The following is a 19072-nucleotide window of genomic DNA, read 5'->3' as shown; positions in this document are numbered from 1 at the left end:
ATGTACGATCAATAATCCAGCCGTTATCCATACGATCCAGCGATTACACGTATTCTGCAGATCACCCTCTTTCTATTCCTTCCATATATACATGGAAGCATTTACATAGACAAAAGCTATATATTAGATAAAAAAGAACCATTTTACTTCATGTCAAAACGGGCGTACACTGACAGCATGATTCCAATTTGGAAGGATTGAACTTACATGACTGCTGTAAAAGAAGCGATCAAAACACGCGAAAGCCGCATCGTTCATACTGATCAGGTGCTGTCCTGCGATTTAAATAATTATCAAACACTTTTCGGAGGCGTGCTGATGAAAAAAATCGACAGCGCTGCCTGCCTGTCCGCAAGACGCCACTCCCGAGTGAAGCAATGCGTCACCGCCTCAACCGATTCGATTGACTTTTTAGATTCCATTCGCGAAACCGATTCGGTTTGTGTCGAATCATTCGTCTCTTATACGGGGCGTACATCAATGGAAATCTTCTGCAAAGTCATTGCCGAAGACATCGGAACGGGGAACCGCCGAATCGCAGCGACTGCCTTTTTAACATTCGTTGCATTAGATGAAAATAAAAAACCGGTCGAGGTGCCGGGTGTTATACCCGAAACAGAAGAAGAGAAATTTTTGTACCAATCAGCGAAAGACCGGGCAGACATGCGAAAGCTCCGCAGAACGAAAAGCAAAGAGCTGGCTGAATACATGACATTAAAAAAACCGTGGGATCGATAAGGAGGAAATGGAATGATTGCGACATTCTCAAGCTTAGACGAATTGAAACAAGCGAAAAAAGCCATTGAACAACTGAAGCATACGTACCCTGACCTTTTCGACAAAGTGGTTCACGTAACAGGGTTAACACGTGCCCTTCAATTAAAATATCAATACATGGGCTGTTTGATTATGGAGGAGGACTCAGCAGACTGCCTGCCGAATATTCCATACAGCTCCGTGCTGCGCCTTTATAAAAAAGAAGTTCAGACGCTGAAAAATGATGAACACATTGACGCATTAAAGCAGCTCTTCATCTCTTTTAAAGAAACAGGCTATGCCAAAATCAGCCTGCTTGCGCTCGGGCGCACTCCTGAATCGCTTGTCGGTGCTTCAAGTATTAAATAATCCAAAAAGAATGCCTCTCGCAGGCGTTCTTTTTTTTACTAAAAAGTTGACGTTTTTTTAATAAAATGTACGATAGTAATGAAAGAGCTGTATCCATCTTAGAAACTCATCATTTTACATTCGTTATGAGGAGGAGAAATTATGAAAAGGCTATCAGGAAAAACAGCGGTTATAACAGGCGGGGCAAACGGCATTGGGAAGTATACGGCAGAGCTTTTTTTACAAGAAGGAGCAAATGTCGTCATTGTTGATCTTTTTGATGATGTGCTGGAAGAAGCGACCGGCGCACTCGAGCAATTTGGTTCCATTATTGCTGTTCAAGCAGATGTCTCAAAAGAAGAAGATGTGAAAACCTATGTAGAAAAAGCCGTCAGTAAGTTCGGGCGCATTGATATTTTCTTCAATAATGCCGGCATCGAAGGCAAAGTCGCTCCGATTGTGGATCAATCGGTGGAAGACTTCGATCACGTTCAGGCTGTGAATGTACGGGGAGTGTTTTTAGGATTAAAACACGTTCTCCCGGTCATGATGAAGCAGAAAAGCGGCAGCATCATTAATACATCATCGGTGGCCGGCTTTATCGGAAGCCCCGGTGTGGCGCCGTATGTTACATCCAAGCATGCAGTGATCGGTCTGACGAAAACGGCGGCGATCGAAGCAGCTCCCTCCAGCGTGCGGGTAAATTCGATTCACCCTTCACCTGTGAATACACGAATGATGCGCTCGCTTGAAGAAGGCATGAATCCCGGCCATGGCGAAGAAGTAAAAGAAGCGATGTCGAAAACAATTCCGCTTGGCCGCTATGGCGAATCCGACGATATCGCAAAGCTCGTTTTATTTCTCGCGTCAGATGACAGCACATTTATTACAGGCAGCCAGTACCGCATCGATGGCGGAATGGCTGCCCAATAACACGTTTAAAGCGGTCTCAGAAATGAGGCCGCTTTTTTGCTTTACACGCGTGGGAGCTCGTTTTTTTCTGCTAATTGATCGACGAGCTTTTCAGCGGTTCGGCGGTAAATGTTGCTCATGTGCACAAGCGCTGTAATGTGAAGAATGTGACTGAGTTCTTCTGTTTCTGCGCTCAGTCCGCTCATCCGCTCCTCGATGTCTTTTTTCCCATGTGCAACGTTATCAGCAGCCACCGTTAAAAAGTGGTCATAAAACGATTCCAGGTCAAGCTCGTCCATTTGCTCGTTAATACTTGCGAGTGTCGTTTTAATATCATTGATCGACAACGTTCCTTTCAGCTGGTAAATAAGGCTGATCAAAAGCAAATGTTCCTTCGAGTACTTTTTTTGTTTGATCGGAAACAATAATTTTCCTTTTGCGTAATTGTTGATCATTGTTTTGGTGAGCACTTTTTCTTCTTCGTTTCGAGTGGAACGTTCAAAGGTATGCTCGAACAATTGAATAACTTGATCCATATATAAGTCAATGTTTGGTATGCTATCCGGTGTCAGCTGGTTATCTAGATTCAATTCGTTTAAAACATCTGTCAGTTTTTTCACATAAGCACCTGCTTTTTACATAGTTATGTTCTTTTTATTATAGGTGAACAGCGCTTATATGTAAAACTTGACTATATAATATAATGGACTTATCATAATAAGTAGTTATAAAAACTACTTAACGACATGGAGGTATTTCATGCAGCACATTATCCGAGAACCAATCAACGCTTTTACTCATTTAGCCGGCGCTCTTTTGTCAGCCGCAGCGCTTGTGGCGATGATTATTAAAGCTCTTCATCATGATTCGGCAGCTGCCATTGTGGCCGTTTGCATTTTTGGCGCCAGTTTAATTCTGTTGTATTCTGCCTCTACCCTTTATCATTCCGTCGTCGCCCGCGACTCCGTTATCGCTTTTTTCAGACGTCTGGATCACTCGATGATTTTCGTTTTAATTGCGGGCTCTTACACCCCTTTTTGCTTGATCAGCTTAAATGGCCAAACCGGCTGGACCTTGTTTTTAGTCGTGGCTATCACGGCGCTGATCGGTATTTTGTTTAAAATGATCTGGTTTACTTGCCCGCGCTGGCTGTCAACAGCTCTGTACATTTTTATGGGCTGGATGGCTGTTTTTGTTTTCTCCCCTCTTGCCTCCAGCATGGAAACAGGAGGACTCGTTTTGCTTGTGGCAGGCGGTGTATTGTACACGCTGGGCGGCATTCTGTACGCGCTGAAGCCGGCCTGGATGCAAATAAAGCAATGGGGCTTCCACGAAATTTTCCACATTTTTATTTTGCTCGGCAGCCTGGCTCACTTTCTAAGCGTGTTTCTTTACGTGCTATAACAAAAAAACCACGGGATCTCCGTGGTTTTCGCCGTTCTTACTGGCCAAGCTGCTCGATGCTGTTCCGCAGCTCTTGAAGCTCCTGCACCGTTTGAAGAAGATCCGTATTTTCAAAAATGGCGGCTGGGTCCAAAACGCCGCTTTCCACTTTACTCATGGCTTCCTGAATCCCTTCTTCTAGCTGAGTGCTGTAATCCAGCAGTCTGCTGTGCACCCCTTCTGCAATGACCGGCGCGTCCATCTGCTGTACATCGTTAATTTGCTGCTGCATGTTTTCGAGCTGCGCTTCCACATCCGCCGCAAGAGACGGGTTCGATGCGGCATTTTCAAGGAGTGCCGGCACCTCACTGGCAAACTGCTGTGTTTCATTTAAAAATTCCGTCATATCTGTCGCATATGTTAACGTATTATTCGCTTCATCAACCAGACTGCATCCACTTAAAAGCAGAACAGACAACCCAAATGCTGCGGCCGCTTTTTTCATCATCATCTATTCCTCCTCTTAGCTCTCTTCTCTGCATACGAACGAGAATGAGGAATAGATTCATTTTTTTAACGGAGGACGATCATGCCGTCTTTGTTTAAATGCGCATGAATATGAGTGGCAGCTACTGCAAATGTGTGAACACGGCGGCCGATTTGAATGGTTGTTTCTTCATAAACCATATTCATTTTGATAAATCCGTCTGCCGGCACCTGAATGTTCGTTTTGGACCCTGCCTCCGATCCGACTTCATGAATCGTCACGTTGCGTCCTGCGACGATTTCACCGCCCCGGCATACACCTTTGATGAACACGTCATTGCCTGCTCTGGCACGGCAATGGTAAATCCCCTGTCCATTCACAACGAGGTCGCCGCTGGAATAAAGCGAGCTGTTAATCGCATACGGCACAGTTAATTGACAGCCTGGCGCTGCCGGAATGCGATACAGCTCGTACAATGCTCTCAGTTCCTCCACAATGTCTTCAATAGCTGCGATGTCATCGATTTGCTCTTTCGACAGAATAATAAATGTGTGGCGGAGCCGATGAGCGATTTCTTCCCATTCCGCTTCTAAAATGGACTTGTTTTCTTGTACCTTTAACACAAACCGGCTTAAAATATTGCGGAAATCGGTGTATTTGCGCTCTAGCAGCAGCCGGATCAGCTGATGAAGCTCTCCCTTTTCAATCGAATGCGCCTGCTCGTGCCGAACCATGAGCAGCTGTTTGATCGCGAGCATCATATGATCCAGGTAGTATAAAATTTCACTTGCCTTCGCAACGAGCTCATCAATGATAATGTTGGACTTCCCCGCACTGATCATAGAAGAAAAAACATTGTTTTCCATTGTAACCGACTGCCCGGCTTCAATGACCGCCTTTGACATCATTCCTTTTACATAAACCTTGCCGCCGGACTCGACCTTCATTGATTCCTGAATGTTTCCGTGAATGCGAATATCGCCATGAAAATAAATGTGGCCTGATTCAAGGTCTACATCCTTCCAGTGTACAAGCTCCTCCATTACATCCGCTTTTAAAAACATGCCCCGCCATTCCAGCTGCGGACGGCCGCCTTTCATGGCAATTAAATGTTTGTTCGCTTGAATGACATTTTTCCCGAGACGAATGGTCACATCCTTAATCGGCTTTGGCAGCACCGGCTTGCCGAATAAATCCTTTCCCGCTTTTCCAGCAACCGCCGGAATGACTTCGGCAATCAGCTCTCCCTCTTCCACATTGGCAAACGCATTCTTTTCCCTGTAATCTACTTTTTCTGCTTCATTCCATACCGTTTCATCCGGTTCATTGATCAACACGTGAACATCCCCATTTAATCCTTCTGTCGGGTATGTCCCTTTTGCGATAATATAGTCGGTTGAACCGGGATTTTGGCAGGCATCTACAATCGCATGCTTTAAAATGCCGTGTGTTACCTGCAGCTCCTCCAGCCGCCCAATCACTGCCTTCACCTCAAGATCAAACGATTGAAGAACCTCTTCTTCCGCTTCAATCTTAATGACCGAATCAGGCTCAATATCTTTTACTTTCCGGAAAATGCGGCGGCCCGGTTCGTAGGATAAGACAGCGAGCATATTTTGTTCAATCAGCTGAATGTCCATTTCAGATGAAATATGCTCATCTGTTACATGGATGGTGATATCATCTGTTGCCGTCACAGCAGTGCGCTCATGAATTTCCTTGCCATTCACCAGCAACCGCACGTTTTCGCCGGGCTCAATAATTGGATACCGCTGGCCTTCTGCATGAACGAAGATCCGTCCATTTTTAAGCTGAGCCCACGATCCTTCTTTTTCGGTTAAAGCGATTTCTTCCTTTGCCACATACGAAGCGGGAGACAGCTGATCTTCTGTTTCATTAAACACGTCCATCGAGTCGATTAATTGTTCAAAATCCACTTCCTGTTTTTGTGTATCTTCAGGTGCTGACTCTTTCATTTGGCTTTTCTTTATGACGATGACTTCAGCCGGCCGCTTCCGCAAACCGAATAAGCTTTTCGACGGTGAAGACAGCACGGTAATATTCACTTCTTCGATCGTAGCGCTCAGGAGTGAAAGGGCTGTGTTCACAGCTTCTTCTACCGTATCTCCTTTAATTTGAATGGATGGCTCCATTTCACTCCCCCCTTACGTACTTTTCTTCAAATGTGGAAATGGACAGCGGACGGTCGATATAAAAGCCCTGTATCACCGAACAGCCGTTATCCATCAAAAACTGCACCTGTTCCTTTGTCTCGACTCCTTCTGCCACAACACTATATCCGAGATTTTTAGCCAGCTGAATCATTGATTTTAAGATTGCTTCCGTTTGTTCATTGACACCAATCTCATCGATAAAATATTTATCTATTTTCATTTTATCCACAGGAAAATCTTTTAAATAAGAAAACGTAGAATACCCCGTTCCGAAATCATCAATCGAAATCTGAATGCCTTTGTCACGGCAGCTTGACAAGTTTTGGATCACAGCGAGCGAAGCAGTGAATTCCATCGCTTCTGTGATTTCCAGCTCGATATCCTCCGGCGGAATACTAAAGCGGTCTATTAAATCAAACAAATCGTCAAAAAAGCTTTCACTCGCTACTAAGCTCGGCGTACGTTAAAGGAAATATGGGGCTGAAATTGGTATGAGCTGATCCACTTTTTCATTTCAATAAACAACTCACAAAACATAAAGCTTGATAGCTTCAGCATTTGCCCGCTTTCTTCCGCTACTGCGATAAATTCACCCGGTTCAATAAAACCATATACAGGATGATTCCACCTCGACAGCACTTCTGCCCCGGTTATTTGATTGGTTTCCATATTCATTTGCGGCTGCAGCACAAAGGATAATCCCGCTTCTCTTAAATCACCCGAGAGGTCTTTTTCCAGCGTCAATTTCCGCTCGATCTTCTGGTGCATATCTGGATGGTAAAAAACCGTAGTCGTTTCACGGCGTTTTTTCGCCTCATACATTGCTGTGTCAGCCATACTCACCAGCTCTGTTGCATTTGTTCCATTCAATGGATACCAGCTGATCCCGATGCTTGCACTGATCGAAAAAGACGTGTGATCGTCCAGATGAAAAGGTTTGGCGAAGGCTGCTGTTAATTGCTCAAGCAGGGTATTTATCTCCTTTTTGCTGGAGTCACCTGTTAAGATCAGGAACTCATCTCCACCAAGCCTGCCAACCCAGCAGGAGCTATCCAACATTTGCTTTAACCGGCCGCCTACTCTAATGAGCAAGTCATCTCCCTTGTCGTGCCCATGCATATCATTAATTTGCTTGAAGCCGTTTAAGTCAATAAAAAGGACGGCGAACGTTTTTCCAGCGTCAATATGTTCATCGATTTTCCGAAATAGCTCTCTGCGATTGGGCAGCCCTGTTAAATCATCCCGATACGCATACAGCTGAAGCTTTTTTTCTGCTTCTTTCCGCTCGTTTATGTTGTGGAAGTAAACCGACAAACCACCCTCTTCGTTCGGGTACGCCACGACATCAAACCAAGTATCAAGCGGCTGATGATACGCTTCAAAACGGGAAATGACCCGTTTCTCCATCGCGGCATAATACTGCTCATAAAAAATTTCCTGTACTGCTTCTGGGAACACGTCCCATAAGTTATGCCCGATCAGGTGTTCACGCCGCTGCTCAAGCAGCGTTTCGGCCTCGGCGTTTACATAAACGAAGCGCCACTGGTCGTCAATCGAAAAAAAAGCATCCGTCATGCTTTCCAGTACAGCTCTGAGCTTGCCCTTCGCCCGTATTTCTGTTGTTTTATTTTGATGAATAATGATCGCGCCTTTTTCATTCAAATTGAACTGAACAGGTTCGATCAGCATTCGAAACCATCGGTCCTCTTTAGGTGAATGACACGGATAAAGCGTCATTTCCTGTTCAGATGCTCCTTCCAGCACGCGAACCAGCGACCGGAGAAGGTCTTGATCCTGGTCATTGTGAAGCACGGCTAAGTAGTTGCTTCCTATCGTCGAGCCCGTTTGGCCGTTTTCGTGCCCGAATGTTTCCCACGCCTTATTAACTGCCGTAATGGTTCCATGTTCATCGACAATGGCGATGTGATCATGGATCGCATCTATAACGGATTGAATACCTGAATGTATGTGCATTGTTCCATCACCTTTTCCATATCCTGCTTTATTCTTACTCTTATATTACTATCGAACGGAGAAAAAGAGAATGCTTTCATTTTTTGCAAACAGAAAAAAGCCGCCTCAACAAATTGAGACAGCTGCCGCTTTTTTCATTCCTCCATCTTGATCCAGCGAATGAGAGGGGTTACGCTTTTTATTTTTTGCGTTGCCTGCCGGGTTGCGGCGATGAGGAAGCAGGTGGACGGTCCGCCGGATTTGTTCATGTCGAGCTCACAGCTGCCTTTCCGACCCGTAAACTGCTGCAGCTCATGGGCGATGCCTTTTGACCCGACCGGCCAAACCGCCGCTACGCCTTCATGACCAATTAGCTGACGAAAAAGAGAAAGTGGTGCAATCTCATGTGAATGAGCAAGAACCTCTCCTCCCACCAGCGGCTTCCCGATCACGCCGTACTGCATATCACGTTGCTCAATCTGGTCTGTCTTCCGAACATGGCGGCCGATCATAAGGATGCCTGAAGCAGACTGATTTAAGTGAAAATTCGATTCACTGCTCCCGGTTATCTCAAGCTCGTATCCCGCTTCAAAAGCTGCTTTTTCTGTTCCTGCGTAAAGGGCCGGCCATGCCGCGTCGCCGGAGAAATTGTGAACAACGGCTGCAAAAGGCTCTCCCCCCGCAGCCATACATTCCATTATGGCGACCCGTGCAGAAAAATACCCGACCGTTTCATAAGAAGCCGCCACGTCATCCTGTTTCTTTTCTCCAACCGATCCGCTGTTATCCACGGCCAGAACGAGGCCATTCGTGACGATCGCATTACGCATGCGACTGTCCGTAACGCTTTGTAAAGATGGCGATCATCTTCGGCAGAAGCACAACTGCCGCGATTCCATTCAAGGCGGCCGCGATGACAATGCCCGGTACAGCACTCATGTAAAACGGTACGCCAAGAAACAAAATAAACGGTGCCGGTGCTACGACACCGTTAAGAAGAATAAAGGAAAGGAGCGCACTCCGTTTGAAGCCGTCCCGGTAAAGCCGGCCAAACAGCCACATGACGGCCGCCATTTCGATGGCTATGATCACGTGCAGTGGACCCATCGGAAAACCGCCGAGAAAAGCAGAGACAAGATGACCAAAAGCACCCGTTGCAGCACCTGCAGCGGGACCGAGTAAAACAGCCGCAATGAGAGCCGGAAACGAATCCAGCGCGACACTTGAGATGGGCGCTGGCACTTTGATCATACCGCCGACAACTGATAACGCGACGAACAGGGCGAGCCAGCTTATTTTTCTTGCATTCATTGCTGGTCTTCCTTGCGCTTGCCGCCTCGGAATACATTTGCGCTCCGCACATATTCCACATCCTTTACACCTTCACGGAAATTAATTACGCGCGCAATCGCAAAAAAGTAGTCAGATAAGCGGTTTAAATACTTTAACGTGACTGGGTGAACGTCTTCTCCTGTCCGAATCAGCGCGACAACAAGCCGCTCTGCCCGGCGCGCTACCGTACGGGCTAAATGAATATGTGCCGATCCTTTGGAACCACCCGGCAAAATAAACCGCTCCAGCTCCGGCGCTTCCTGAATGTAGGCATCAATCTTCGCTTCCATTTCATCGATCGATTCCTGCTGAAGCTTGAACCCGCGCTTGCCGTTAATCGTCGCAAGATCGCCGCCGCAATCAAACAATTCATGCTGAATCGTTTCCAAATCGGATAGGATGTCTTCGAATTTCGCCGGATCAAGCTCCGTGACGGCCATGCCAACGACGCAGTTTAATTCATCAACCGTTCCATATGCCTCCACCCGGACGTCATCTTTTCCAACCCGTCCACCGATAATGCTCGTATCGCCTTTGTCACCCGTTCTTGTGTATAATCTCATTTTTTCTCCTCCTTTAATGTTTCCGCAATTCCATACCAAATCGTGTCAACCCGGTCCGCTGCTTTTGCGGCATCCTGGAAGCACCAGCCCGCCGCATCACGGAACTGCCGGTCAAACGCATTCATCGGCACAATTCCCTTCATCATGTCCGTGCCAATTAACACCACCTGTGCGTCTGCCTGACCCCATTCCGTTAAGCTTTTTTGAAATAAAGCCCTTGCGTCAGCTGGTGATTCCGTTTGTTCGAGCAAGATGCGGACGTACCGTTCGATTCCTTCAAGCACGACCATCTTTTCTTTTAACGCCGGCACTTCTTTTTCGTCATAAAAGGAATGCCACTGGTGCGGCGTCCTTTCAAGCTCATAAAAAGCCGTTACCCATTTTTTTTTGCCGTTGAAGGCACCGCCTGTAACGAAATGCATCTTTCTCTCCTCCTCATTGATGACAAACGGCCAGAGAGTTCATATCCATGCCCGTTTTCCGATGACCATTCGGCAAATGGCTTTTCCTCTGGTGCCCATACGGATAATAAATGGCGAATGACCCCTCCATGTGCAACAATGGCGGCTCTCTGGATTCCTCTCTCTTGCATGGCGTCCAACACTTCAAGAAATCCCACTTCGATTCGTTTTGCAAAAGAAGAGTATGAATCACCGCCGGGCACTTTTGTTGAATAATCCTGAAGCCACTCCTGATATTCTGGCACATGCTGCAGCTCCGCATGGGTTTTCTGTTCCCATTCCCCAAAATGAAACTCACGGAACTTGTTTATGGACGTTTGAGGATGCGGCCATAAAACAGCCGCTGTTTGCCTGCATCTCGTTAAATCGCTTGTGACAATCCAGTCGTAGTCTGGAACCGATTGCGCTTGTAGCTTTCTAAGCCCCTCTTCGCTAACCGGAACATCTGTCCAGCCGCAAAACTGCCGGTTTAAATTCGCTTCAGTCAGCCCGTGACGAAAGAGACCGACAGCCACATGATCATCCATAAAAGCAGTTCCGCTCCTTCCTGTGCAGCACCGAGCAAATCGCCCGTCACGCCGCCGAATTCCTTTTGCATCCCTTGTCTGATGAAAACAAAATACATCCAAGAAGCGCCTGTCATCACCCAAAATAGGGGCTCCCACATGAAAAAGAAGGCCATAGCCACCAGAAAAATGCCGTATATATAAGGAAGAGAGCGTGCCTGGCCCTTTTGAAAAAAAGCGGCAAGTCCTTCTCGTTTAGTAGGCGGTGTAAACTGCAAAAACAAGCCGGTCAGCAGCTGGGCTAAAAAGGGAATGAGCACGAGAAATACCGCATACTGACTGCCCGCCAAAACCGTTTCGTAAACAAACACAAATTTAGCCGCCAGCAGCAGAACGAGTGCCAGCACGCCAAACGCGCCTGCTCTCGGATCACTTAAAATGGACAGCCGCTTTTCCTGGTCTCGGAAGGAAAAGTGAGCATCCGCCCAGTCCATCCAGCCATCCAAATGAAGACCACCTGTCAGTAAAACAGGCAGCAGCCAAACAAGAAAGGCAATGGAAAGAGCCGAAAACGGACTCCATTCGATCAGGCTCCAGAAAACAGCCGCGTACAGCAGCCCTTTCGCAAGACCAAGCAATGGAAACAGCTGCAGGACAGCCCTTAATTCTGCCCGCTCCATCGGCAATGTCCGGTGAAGGGGCACGACGGTGAAAAACTGAATGATAATGCCGGCGGCGTAAAGGTAATGCTTCATGACAGTCCATCCAAAATTGCTTTAAAACCCGGCCAGTCAAGGTGCTCATCTAAATGGACGGCAATGGCGTCATACGCTGCATCCCGGTTTGTATTTGCCGGCCCCTTTTCCGCCAGCCCTTTTGCGGCACGAAGCCGATTCAGCCACGCGGCCCGAAAACGATCGTTGTAAAACAAATGATGCAAATAAGTGCCTGAGATCCGTCCGTCCTTTGAACGGTAGCCCTCCTCATCATCTCCATTCGTTAAAAACGGCTCCCCGTCCACCTTCGTCTGACCGAAATGAATTTCATAGCCGGCAAGATCAATCCCCTCTGCCCTGCCAGACGTTCGAATGACCGTTTTTTGCTTGTCAAACGTTGTATCCGCCGGAATCAGCCCGAGCCCGTTTGTCACAAAGCCGGCCACACCGGTATCGCTCCCCTCCGGATCCAAAAGCGACCGGCCCATCAACTGATAACCGCCGCACAGACCGATTACTGTGCCGCCGTTTGTGGCATACGTGCTGATTTTTTCAGCCAGGCCGGTTTCGATTAAAAACTGCAAATCGGCACATGTGCTTTTGGTCCCTGGAATAATGATCGCATCCGGCTGTCCGAGCGCCTCTGCTGTCTGCACCCAGCGAACGTTCACATCTTCTTCAACTGCAAACGGTTCAATGTCGCTTCCGTTTGAGACGTAGGGAAGGCGGATCACGGCCAGATCAATGGCTGCATGGGGGCGGCGAATGTCCTGAATGGAAAGAGAATCTTCTCCTTCAAGTGCATGTCCCGGCATGTAAGGAAGAACCGCCAGAACCGGGATGCCTGTATAGTCTTCAAGCCACTTCTTCCCGTCTTCAAAGTGGGCGGGGTCCCCGTGAAATCGATTCACAATCAAGCCCTTCACTCTTTTGCGCTCCTCCTCTTCTAAAAGCGCAAGCGTGCCGACTACAGAGGCAAACAGACCGCCCCGGTCAATGTCTGCAACGAGAATGACCGGCACATCCGCAAGCTCCGCTGTCTTCATATTCACAACTTCCCGTTTTTTCAAATTCATTTCTACCGGACTGCCTGCGCCTTCAATGACAAGCACATTTCCATGCTTTTCCGCCTCAAGCAGGCCTGCCTGGATCGCCTCCACCGCCCGCTCGTAATAAGTGGTCCTGTAATCCATTCCTGATACGACATCAAGCCGCTCACCAAACAAAATGACTTCAGAAGAACCGTTTCCGGACGGCTTGAGCAGGAGCGGATTCATAAAAGCAGCTGCTTCCATACCCGAGGCCTCTGCCTGCAGACCCTGAGCACGGCCTATTTCCTTGCCGTCTGCGGTCACATATGAATTATTGGATACGTTTTGCGGCTTAAACGGCACCGGCTGATAGCCCTTTTTCAGCAGAAGACGGCACAAAGCAGTGGCCACAAAGCTTTTGCCTGCATCCGATGACGTTCCTTGAATCATCATTCCCCGCATTCCATCACGCCTTTCTTTACAACCGGTATTCCGTGCTCTACCAACATGGCCCTGTCGCTCGCCTGCACAAGCTGCTGATGAATATCCCCAAGGCTCTTCATATAATGAGCGGTTAATTCGCTTGCGGGCGCTTCAAATGACAGCTCGTTTGACACGATCACAACCGAATGTGCCTTTCCTGCCAGCGTCAAAATATCCTGCACAATCCGCTCCCCGGCATGATCCGCACGCTTGTCTTCGCGAAAATATTCTCCCGCTAAAAGCGTCGTCACACAATCGATTAACAGCGTATCCGCTTTTTCTACCTTTATCTCCCCTATATCCAGTGACTTTTCAACGGTCACCCACCGATGACCGGAAGTCGTTCGGCGCTTTTGGTGATGCCAGATGCGTTCGTCCATTTCTTCATCCGTTCTTTGACCGCAGGCCACATACAGCAGCCTGCCACCCTGTTTCTGGCTTTGCACCGCCCATTTTTCGGCTGTGCTGCTTTTTCCGCTCCGGACACCGCCTGAAAGAAACATAATCATGCGCTTTTCCACTTTTTGAGCAATGACAGAAGGATGTCATTGTCCGCTCTCTTTTTCACCGCTGCCCGAAGCCAGCGTCCGTCCAGCCCGTGAAAATTTTCTGTATGGCGAAGAACAATGCCTTTTTGAAGCAAATAATGAAGAAGGGGCTGCTGATGGCCGAGCGCTGGATCTTTAAACAAATAAAAATTCACAGCCGACGGAAGAACATCAAATTCCATTTCCGTCAGCTTGTTCATAACCCGTTCCCGCTCCTTCTCGATCCATTTTCGAGTTTCGGACGCATATTTATGATCCGCCGCGATATGCTGTGCCGTCTGAAGAGCAATCGCATTGACATTCCAGTGTGGACAGTACGGCTTCAGCTTTTCGATGATCGCCCCCGATGCCGCCAGATAGCCGATCCGCAGCCCGGCGACCGCATACATTTTTGTCATCGAATGCAGAACGGCTAAGTGAGGGAACGTCTGAATCTGCGCGGTTATAGTTGATTCGCCGGCAAAATCATAAAATGCTTCATCTATGACAATCATCGTATTAGAGGAAGCCGTTTTTTGAAGCAATTCAATGATTTCGGCTTCTGTGAAAACCTGGCCGGTCGGGTTGTTCGGGGAGCAAATAAACAAAACAGCCGCGTTTTCCGCTTCTTTGACAAGCTTCTCCACAGGCAGCTTCCAGTTCCACACATCGACTGGCACATGGTTGATTTCACAGCCATACGCCGTGCAGGCTTCTTCGTATTCTGAAAAAGCAGGCATGACGATGCACACTCTCTCCCCTGCGGCAGAGCGGGCAATAAAATGAATCAATTCCGCGGCGCCGTTGCCGAGCAGTATGTTCTCGGAGGAAAGAAGCAGCCGGCTCGCAATGGCTTCAGACGCCGCCTTGCCGGTTGGATCGGGATAGTCTTCTATTATTTTTATAAAAGAAGACCATAGCTCCTTCAGCCACTCAGGTGGACCGCCCGGATTCGTATTGACACTAAAATCAAGAATGGAATCCGGCTTTTCAAGGTCCGATGCCTCGTATAAATGAGCTGGATTCGCTCCATGTGAAGGCAAGTTCATAAACAATCACTCCTGCAAGGAACAGCAGTACGAAAAGGTACGTGGCTCGTTCCATTAATTTAGCAGCTTCTATAATATGCTGCGCCTGGCGCTCATTCACCGGGTCACCCATTCGGGCCCGGTCAGAGATGATTCCTTTGTATGTATTCAATCCACCAAGCTCGATTTTCAATAAGCCCGCTACCGCCGCTTCACACCAGCCGCTGTTAGGAGACGGGTGCTTTTTCGCATCACGCTTCACCATTTTCCAGGCAAACCGGCGATTCGCTGCTGACTGCCCAGAAGCCAAAATAAGCAGACAGGCGGTCAAACGGGCAGGAATCAAGTTCGCAGCATCATCAAAACGGGCCGATGCTTTGCCAAATTGACTGTACACTTCATTCCGGTAGCCGACCATCGAATCACATGTATTCACTGCCCGGTATAAAAGAGCCGCCGGTCCCCCGCCGAGCATTGCCCAAAAAAGAGGGGCGATCACACCATCCGATGTATTTTCAGCGACTGTTTCCACCGCACCACGTGTAATTTCACTTTCTTCCAGCCGGTCTGTGTCCCGTCCGACGATCCAGGAAAGCTTTTCACGCGCTTTCACCAGATCCCCCTCGATGAGCGGCTGATACACATCCTGTCCTGCTTCCTTTAAGCTTCTCGGAGCGATCGCAGCCCAAATCATCACAGTCTCGAGCGCAACGGCCAAAAAAGGATGAACACGAGCAGCCACCGATAAAAGCCCAATGGAACAAGCAGCTGTCACCAGGAGAACAACCATCAGCATCGCCAGCCCCTTTAAAAAGCGGAAGCCGCCTCGGTTCCAGCTTCTATCAAGCAAGGCGATCAGCCGGCCAAACCATTTAACCGGATGGGGCCAGCTTCTCGGGTCCCCAATCAAACGATCGAGGAGCAGAGCAGCGACAATAGCCACCGCGTGCCCCGTCATAGATTCTCTCTTCTTTTCGTTGTTTTCTGAAGAGACTCGGTCACCGCTTCATAAACAGCACGTCCAATCGCAATACCGAGCGGTGTGATAGAGCCGGCAAACTGCTGATACGCGCCGCGCTGCGTCGCTGCAATCAGCAGACTGTCCGTCGAGGTTCCTGTCGCCATTGTGCCGGTTTCACGATCCGTAACACCCGCATCTGCCAGTGCCTTTACCTTCGCCTCTGTTGCCGTCATCAGCCCTTGCACAAACGCTTCTTCTGACAGCTTTCCGTTTGCAAACACCCAAATATTAATCGTTCCAGGCGTGATCTGCTTCTTCCAGCTGCTCCGGGGCTGTGTTACATCAACTGCATTGCCGACACCCGCTGTCGCCACCGCAAAAACAGATACATCCTCCTGGCGCTCCATCCGCCAGGCGGCATCTTCCATTTTCACAGCCGTCATCATGCCGACCGTTTCATTTAGATCAAAGCCTTTTCCCGCAAAAAAAGCTGCTGCTTCTTCTTCAAAATGCTCCATGTTGTAGCTTTTATCCACGTGACGGTTGACGAATGCACTCCGCCAGCCCCATCCGGCTCCAATCACGCCGGACGACAATGCTTTAAGCGGAACCGGCGGCCGGATGGCGATATAGTCAGGCTGGTGCTCAAGCAGTCCTTCGTGAATATCAACCTCAGCAAGCGCCGGCATATTGGGGAGCAGGCTCATTTGCGGCTTTGGCACTTCCGGATGTGGCTGCTTTTGCACGTCTGTATCATAGACATCCTGAATATGCTGCTCCACCATAATATCAGCAGGCGTGCCGATGGTGTGGATCTGCCCGGCGTCCATGAGCAGCAGCCGGTCACAGTACAATGACGATAAATTCAAGTCATGAAAGATCGAAATAACCGTCAAGCCGTTCGCTGTCATGCTTTTAAGCAGATCGAGCAGTTCTTTTTGATACGATAAATCCAAATGATTGGTCGGTTCGTCAAGTAAGAGTATTTCCGGCTCCTGTGCGAGTGCCTGTGCCAGAAACACACGCTGCCGCTCGCCGCCGGACAGCGCAGAAAGCGGCTTTTCTGCAAACGAGGACGTCCCTGTTTGCTTCATTGCTTCCTGCACAGCCGTTTCATCCTCCTGTGTCCATGATTTAAAAAAGCCGGTTTGATGAGCATAGCGGCCGAGAGAAACGGTTTCTTTCACTGTATACGCAAACTGGCTGGATGTCATCTGCGGCAGAACGGCCACCACACGTGCCAATTCCTTTGGCGTGTAAGAGTCAACCATTTTACCTTTCACCGCCACCGTTCCCGATTCCGGCCTGGTTAAGCCACTGATCATATTGAGCAGTGTCGTTTTTCCGCTTCCATTCGGCCCTAGAATGCCAAACAATTCTCCCTTTTGAACAGAAAAGGATACGCCGCGGACAATAAGCCCGCTTCCGTATCCTCCTGAAAGCTCCGTTGCTTGCAGCATCACGCGACGCCTCCTTTTCGTTTTTTATTTAATAAAATAAGGGCGAATACCGGTGCACCGACAAGTGACGTAATCACACCAATCGGAAGCTCCGTCGGCGAAACAATCGTCCGCGCTGTTAAGTCCGCCAAAATTAAAAAGCCCGCTCCCGTAATCATCGACAATGGCAATAAATGACGGTGGTCCGGTCCGATTAACAGCCGGACAAAATGCGGAACTACCAGGCCGACAAAGCCAATCGTACCCGATACCGCGACGGCTGCGCCTGTTAAAACAGAGCCGGCGATTAAAACGAGCATTTTCTTTCGCTGAACGTTGACGCCGAGATGCTTCGCTTTTTCTTCGCCAAAAGACATCGCATTTAATTCCGGTGCCATATACATAAGCATCAGGGCACCCGTAATGAAAAAGGGCGTCATCAGCTGCACGTACGGCCAGCCGCGCATCGACACACTGCCGAGCAGCCAGTTGATAATCTGGCGAAGCTCTTCTCCGGTCAAGGCGATCATAAGCGAAATAAATGATCCGAGAAAGGAGCTGAAAATAATTCCTGTTAAAATAATCGTTTCCAGCTTCATCGACCGTTCAATCGTCTGCGCAAACAGCAGCACGCAAAAAATGGTCACAATTGCAGCTGCCACACTGACCGCCGGAAGCGTAAAGCCGCCGAGGAAAGGAATCGAAATGTGAAAAAATAAAACGAGCACAGCCCCGACCGATGCCCCTGACGACACCCCCAGTGTGTAAGGGTCCGCAAGCGGATTGCGAAGCAGCCCTTGAAAGGCCGCTCCCGCAATGGCCAGCGACGCCCCGATCAGCCCGGCAAGCACCACTCGTGGAAACCGGATTTTCCAGACGATATTGTCAATGGATGTGTCCAGATAAAGGTTTGTTCCTATTAAGTGATGGGACAAAATTAAAGCAATATCGCGAAACGGAACGTGGATCGTCCCGACAGCCGTCCCGATAAAAACAGACACTGCTAAAAACAGCAGAGCGAGCAGGTAGGCTGCTTTTTTATTCGGCAAAAACGTCCGGGTAGACCGCTTCCGCAATAGATTCAGCTCCTTCTACAAGACGGGGGCCGGTACGGCTTGTAATATCCGCATTCACTTCCATTACTTCTTTGTTTTTCACGGCATTCACATTTGCCCAGCCTTCACGCGTTAACACACCGTCCACCGCGTTTTCTACGTACGAGCCGTAGTTTAACAAAATCACATCCGGATTTTTTTCAATGACCGCTTCTTCTGTTACCTGTGGCCAGCCTTCTTGATCCGCCATCGTGTTTTCAACGTGAATCAGATCAAAAATTTCATTTAAAAACGTGCCATTCCCTGCTGTGTAAAGTGTTGGGTCCACTTCAAAGAAAACACTTTTTTCCGCATCTGCCGGGATAGAAGCAGCTTTTTCTTCCAGCTCCGCAAAGCCCGCTTTCATTTCTTCAACCTCAGCCGCTGCTTCCGCTGTTGTTCCTGTTGCTTCGCCAATTAACTCGAACGATTGATACATCTGGTCAATGCTGTCCGCGTTGTTGATTACAAGAACGTCAATTCCCGCATCGCGAAGCTGCTGGACGCCCGTTTCAGCTGCGCCGCCAGCCGAATCATGTGCAAGAACGAGATCCGGCTCCAGGCTGATAATTTTCTCAACATTAAATTCCATGCCGCCGACGCGCTCTTTTTCATTTACTTCTTCCGGGTACGTATCATTGTCCGAAACACCGACGACTTCTTCCCCAAGCCCTAGCTCAAAGGCAATTTCCGTGTTGCTCGGTGCCAGGGTTACAATCCGTTCCGGTGCTGCTTCAATTTCCACTTTTTCGTCATCTGCTCCTGTTACGGTAAGCGGAAAAGAACCCGTTTCTTCTGTTGCTTTCTGCTCTGTTGTTTCCGCCGGTGCTTCTGCTGTCTCGTCTGAGCCGCAGCCTGCCAATAGGGCCGCAGACACGCCCAGCGTCATCCATGTTTTGTTCATATGATCTTCCTCCT

General features: G+C 48.6%; 20 protein-coding genes and 1 pseudogene. 4 read left to right on the top strand and 17 right to left on the bottom strand.

Going from position 1 to position 19072, the window contains the following annotated elements:
* Positions 1 to 207: 207 nt before the first annotated feature.
* The 3 genes from BW952_RS10645 to BW952_RS10635 all read left to right on the top strand — a co-directional run bounded on the left by BW952_RS10645 (position 208) and on the right by BW952_RS10635 (position 2037).
* The gene (locus tag BW952_RS10645) at positions 208 to 738 is read left to right on the top strand and encodes an acyl-CoA thioesterase (protein ID WP_045852146.1); all 531 of its coding nucleotides are present in this window, start codon (positions 208 to 210) and stop codon (positions 736 to 738) included.
* A 12-nt stretch (positions 739 to 750) separates the two neighbouring features.
* The gene (locus BW952_RS10640) at positions 751 to 1125 is read left to right on the top strand and encodes a hypothetical protein (protein WP_045852145.1); all 375 of its coding nucleotides are present in this window, start codon (positions 751 to 753) and stop codon (positions 1123 to 1125) included.
* A gap of 141 nt (positions 1126 to 1266) precedes the next feature.
* A complete protein-coding gene (locus tag BW952_RS10635) occupies positions 1267 to 2037 on the top strand; it encodes an SDR family NAD(P)-dependent oxidoreductase (protein WP_045852144.1) in 771 nt (256 codons plus the stop codon).
* A 41-nt stretch (positions 2038 to 2078) separates the two neighbouring features.
* Here BW952_RS10635 and BW952_RS10630 read toward each other — a convergent pair whose 3' ends face one another.
* A complete protein-coding gene (locus BW952_RS10630; protein ID WP_045852143.1) occupies positions 2079 to 2636 on the bottom strand; it encodes a DUF1836 domain-containing protein in 558 nt (185 codons plus the stop codon).
* A gap of 139 nt (positions 2637 to 2775) precedes the next feature.
* Here BW952_RS10630 and trhA point away from each other — a divergent pair, with 139 nt between their 5' ends.
* A complete protein-coding gene (gene trhA, locus BW952_RS10625; protein ID WP_045852142.1) occupies positions 2776 to 3420 on the top strand; it encodes a PAQR family membrane homeostasis protein TrhA in 645 nt (214 codons plus the stop codon).
* A gap of 37 nt (positions 3421 to 3457) precedes the next feature.
* Here trhA and BW952_RS10620 read toward each other — a convergent pair whose 3' ends face one another.
* The 16 genes and pseudogenes from BW952_RS10620 to BW952_RS10540 form a co-directional block, all read right to left on the bottom strand.
* Positions 3458 to 3907 (bottom strand): DUF6376 family protein, encoded by a 450-nt coding sequence (locus BW952_RS10620; protein WP_052698528.1) that lies wholly within the window; start codon positions 3905 to 3907, stop codon positions 3458 to 3460.
* A 65-nt stretch (positions 3908 to 3972) separates the two neighbouring features.
* On the bottom strand, positions 3973 to 6039 hold the full coding sequence (locus BW952_RS10615; RefSeq protein ID WP_045852141.1) for a flagellar assembly protein A: 2067 nt from the start codon (positions 6037 to 6039) through the stop codon (positions 3973 to 3975).
* Position 6040: 1 nt separating this feature from the next.
* Positions 6041 to 8034: pseudogene (locus tag BW952_RS10605) on the bottom strand (sensor domain-containing protein).
* Positions 8035 to 8168: 134 nt separating this feature from the next.
* On the bottom strand, positions 8169 to 8843 hold the full coding sequence (locus BW952_RS10600; protein ID WP_045852138.1) for a hypothetical protein: 675 nt from the start codon (positions 8841 to 8843) through the stop codon (positions 8169 to 8171).
* Complete coding sequence (locus tag BW952_RS10595) at positions 8836 to 9324, bottom strand: ECF transporter S component (RefSeq protein ID WP_045852137.1); 489 nt, start codon at positions 9322 to 9324, stop codon at positions 8836 to 8838. Before BW952_RS10595 ends, BW952_RS10600 begins: the two co-directional genes overlap by 8 nt.
* Positions 9321 to 9908 carry a cob(I)yrinic acid a,c-diamide adenosyltransferase gene (locus BW952_RS10590; RefSeq protein ID WP_045852136.1) on the bottom strand — a complete coding sequence of 196 codons (588 nt, stop codon included), beginning with the start codon at positions 9906 to 9908 and terminating at the stop codon, positions 9321 to 9323. The genes BW952_RS10595 and BW952_RS10590 overlap by 4 nt, the downstream gene beginning before the upstream one ends.
* Positions 9905 to 10330, bottom strand: coding sequence for a bifunctional adenosylcobinamide kinase/adenosylcobinamide-phosphate guanylyltransferase (locus tag BW952_RS10585; RefSeq protein ID WP_045852135.1), 426 nt, complete (start codon positions 10328 to 10330; stop codon positions 9905 to 9907). Before BW952_RS10585 ends, BW952_RS10590 begins: the two co-directional genes overlap by 4 nt.
* Positions 10282 to 10896, bottom strand: coding sequence for a histidine phosphatase family protein (locus tag BW952_RS10580; protein WP_045852134.1), 615 nt, complete (start codon positions 10894 to 10896; stop codon positions 10282 to 10284). Before BW952_RS10580 ends, BW952_RS10585 begins: the two co-directional genes overlap by 49 nt.
* A complete protein-coding gene (cobS, locus tag BW952_RS10575) occupies positions 10854 to 11630 on the bottom strand; it encodes an adenosylcobinamide-GDP ribazoletransferase (protein ID WP_045852133.1) in 777 nt (258 codons plus the stop codon). The genes BW952_RS10580 and cobS overlap by 43 nt, the downstream gene beginning before the upstream one ends.
* Positions 11627 to 13084, bottom strand: a complete 1458-nt coding sequence (locus tag BW952_RS10570; protein WP_045852132.1) for a cobyric acid synthase — start codon at positions 13082 to 13084, stop codon at positions 11627 to 11629. The genes cobS and BW952_RS10570 overlap by 4 nt, the downstream gene beginning before the upstream one ends.
* On the bottom strand, positions 13072 to 13614 hold the full coding sequence (locus BW952_RS10565) for a bifunctional adenosylcobinamide kinase/adenosylcobinamide-phosphate guanylyltransferase (protein WP_045852131.1): 543 nt from the start codon (positions 13612 to 13614) through the stop codon (positions 13072 to 13074). Before BW952_RS10565 ends, BW952_RS10570 begins: the two co-directional genes overlap by 13 nt.
* The gene (gene cobD / locus BW952_RS10560) at positions 13611 to 14681 is read right to left on the bottom strand and encodes a threonine-phosphate decarboxylase CobD (protein ID WP_045852130.1); all 1071 of its coding nucleotides are present in this window, start codon (positions 14679 to 14681) and stop codon (positions 13611 to 13613) included. The genes BW952_RS10565 and cobD overlap by 4 nt, the downstream gene beginning before the upstream one ends.
* A complete protein-coding gene (gene cbiB, locus BW952_RS10555; RefSeq protein WP_045852129.1) occupies positions 14623 to 15618 on the bottom strand; it encodes an adenosylcobinamide-phosphate synthase CbiB in 996 nt (331 codons plus the stop codon). The genes cobD and cbiB overlap by 59 nt, the downstream gene beginning before the upstream one ends.
* A complete protein-coding gene (locus BW952_RS10550) occupies positions 15615 to 17081 on the bottom strand; it encodes an adenosylcobinamide amidohydrolase (RefSeq protein WP_045852128.1) in 1467 nt (488 codons plus the stop codon). The genes cbiB and BW952_RS10550 overlap by 4 nt, the downstream gene beginning before the upstream one ends.
* A complete protein-coding gene (locus tag BW952_RS10545; RefSeq protein WP_045852127.1) occupies positions 17081 to 18136 on the bottom strand; it encodes a FecCD family ABC transporter permease in 1056 nt (351 codons plus the stop codon). The genes BW952_RS10550 and BW952_RS10545 overlap by 1 nt, the downstream gene beginning before the upstream one ends.
* The gene (locus BW952_RS10540; RefSeq protein ID WP_045852165.1) at positions 18099 to 19058 is read right to left on the bottom strand and encodes an ABC transporter substrate-binding protein; all 960 of its coding nucleotides are present in this window, start codon (positions 19056 to 19058) and stop codon (positions 18099 to 18101) included. Before BW952_RS10540 ends, BW952_RS10545 begins: the two co-directional genes overlap by 38 nt.
* Positions 19059 to 19072 lie beyond the last annotated feature (14 nt).

The organism is Domibacillus enclensis, from assembly GCF_900156125.1.
Classification (GTDB): Bacteria; Bacillota; Bacilli; order Bacillales; family Domibacillaceae; genus Domibacillus; species Domibacillus enclensis.
Note: the sequence above shows the minus strand (reverse complement) of the source record. Positions and strands in the feature narration are given on the sequence as shown.

What these genes read in the sequence shown, in the direction of transcription:
- BW952_RS10645 (WP_045852146.1), top strand. Translation starts at nt 208, where the DNA reads ATGACTGCTGTAAAAGAAGCGATCAAAACACGCGAAAGCCGCATCGTT.
- BW952_RS10640 (WP_045852145.1), top strand. Translation starts at nt 751, where the DNA reads ATGATTGCGACATTCTCAAGCTTAGACGAATTGAAACAAGCGAAAAAA.
- BW952_RS10635 (WP_045852144.1), top strand. Translation starts at nt 1,267, where the DNA reads ATGAAAAGGCTATCAGGAAAAACAGCGGTTATAACAGGCGGGGCAAAC.
- trhA (WP_045852142.1), top strand. Translation starts at nt 2,776, where the DNA reads ATGCAGCACATTATCCGAGAACCAATCAACGCTTTTACTCATTTAGCC.
- BW952_RS10620 (WP_052698528.1), bottom strand. Translation starts at nt 3,907, where the DNA reads ATGATGAAAAAAGCGGCCGCAGCATTTGGGTTGTCTGTTCTGCTTTTA.
- BW952_RS10615 (WP_045852141.1), bottom strand. Translation starts at nt 6,039, where the DNA reads ATGGAGCCATCCATTCAAATTAAAGGAGATACGGTAGAAGAAGCTGTG.
- BW952_RS10600 (WP_045852138.1), bottom strand. Translation starts at nt 8,843, where the DNA reads ATGCGTAATGCGATCGTCACGAATGGCCTCGTTCTGGCCGTGGATAAC.
- BW952_RS10595 (WP_045852137.1), bottom strand. Translation starts at nt 9,324, where the DNA reads ATGAATGCAAGAAAAATAAGCTGGCTCGCCCTGTTCGTCGCGTTATCA.
- BW952_RS10590 (WP_045852136.1), bottom strand. Translation starts at nt 9,908, where the DNA reads ATGAGATTATACACAAGAACGGGTGACAAAGGCGATACGAGCATTATC.
- BW952_RS10585 (WP_045852135.1), bottom strand. Translation starts at nt 10,330, where the DNA reads ATGCATTTCGTTACAGGCGGTGCCTTCAACGGCAAAAAAAAATGGGTA.
- BW952_RS10580 (WP_045852134.1), bottom strand. Translation starts at nt 10,896, where the DNA reads ATGGATGATCATGTGGCTGTCGGTCTCTTTCGTCACGGGCTGACTGAA.
- cobS (WP_045852133.1), bottom strand. Translation starts at nt 11,630, where the DNA reads ATGAAGCATTACCTTTACGCCGCCGGCATTATCATTCAGTTTTTCACC.
- BW952_RS10570 (WP_045852132.1), bottom strand. Translation starts at nt 13,084, where the DNA reads ATGCGGGGAATGATGATTCAAGGAACGTCATCGGATGCAGGCAAAAGC.
- BW952_RS10565 (WP_045852131.1), bottom strand. Translation starts at nt 13,614, where the DNA reads ATGATTATGTTTCTTTCAGGCGGTGTCCGGAGCGGAAAAAGCAGCACA.
- cobD (WP_045852130.1), bottom strand. Translation starts at nt 14,681, where the DNA reads ATGAACTTGCCTTCACATGGAGCGAATCCAGCTCATTTATACGAGGCA.
- cbiB (WP_045852129.1), bottom strand. Translation starts at nt 15,618, where the DNA reads ATGACGGGGCACGCGGTGGCTATTGTCGCTGCTCTGCTCCTCGATCGT.
- BW952_RS10550 (WP_045852128.1), bottom strand. Translation starts at nt 17,081, where the DNA reads ATGCTGCAAGCAACGGAGCTTTCAGGAGGATACGGAAGCGGGCTTATT.
- BW952_RS10540 (WP_045852165.1), bottom strand. Translation starts at nt 19,058, where the DNA reads ATGAACAAAACATGGATGACGCTGGGCGTGTCTGCGGCCCTATTGGCA.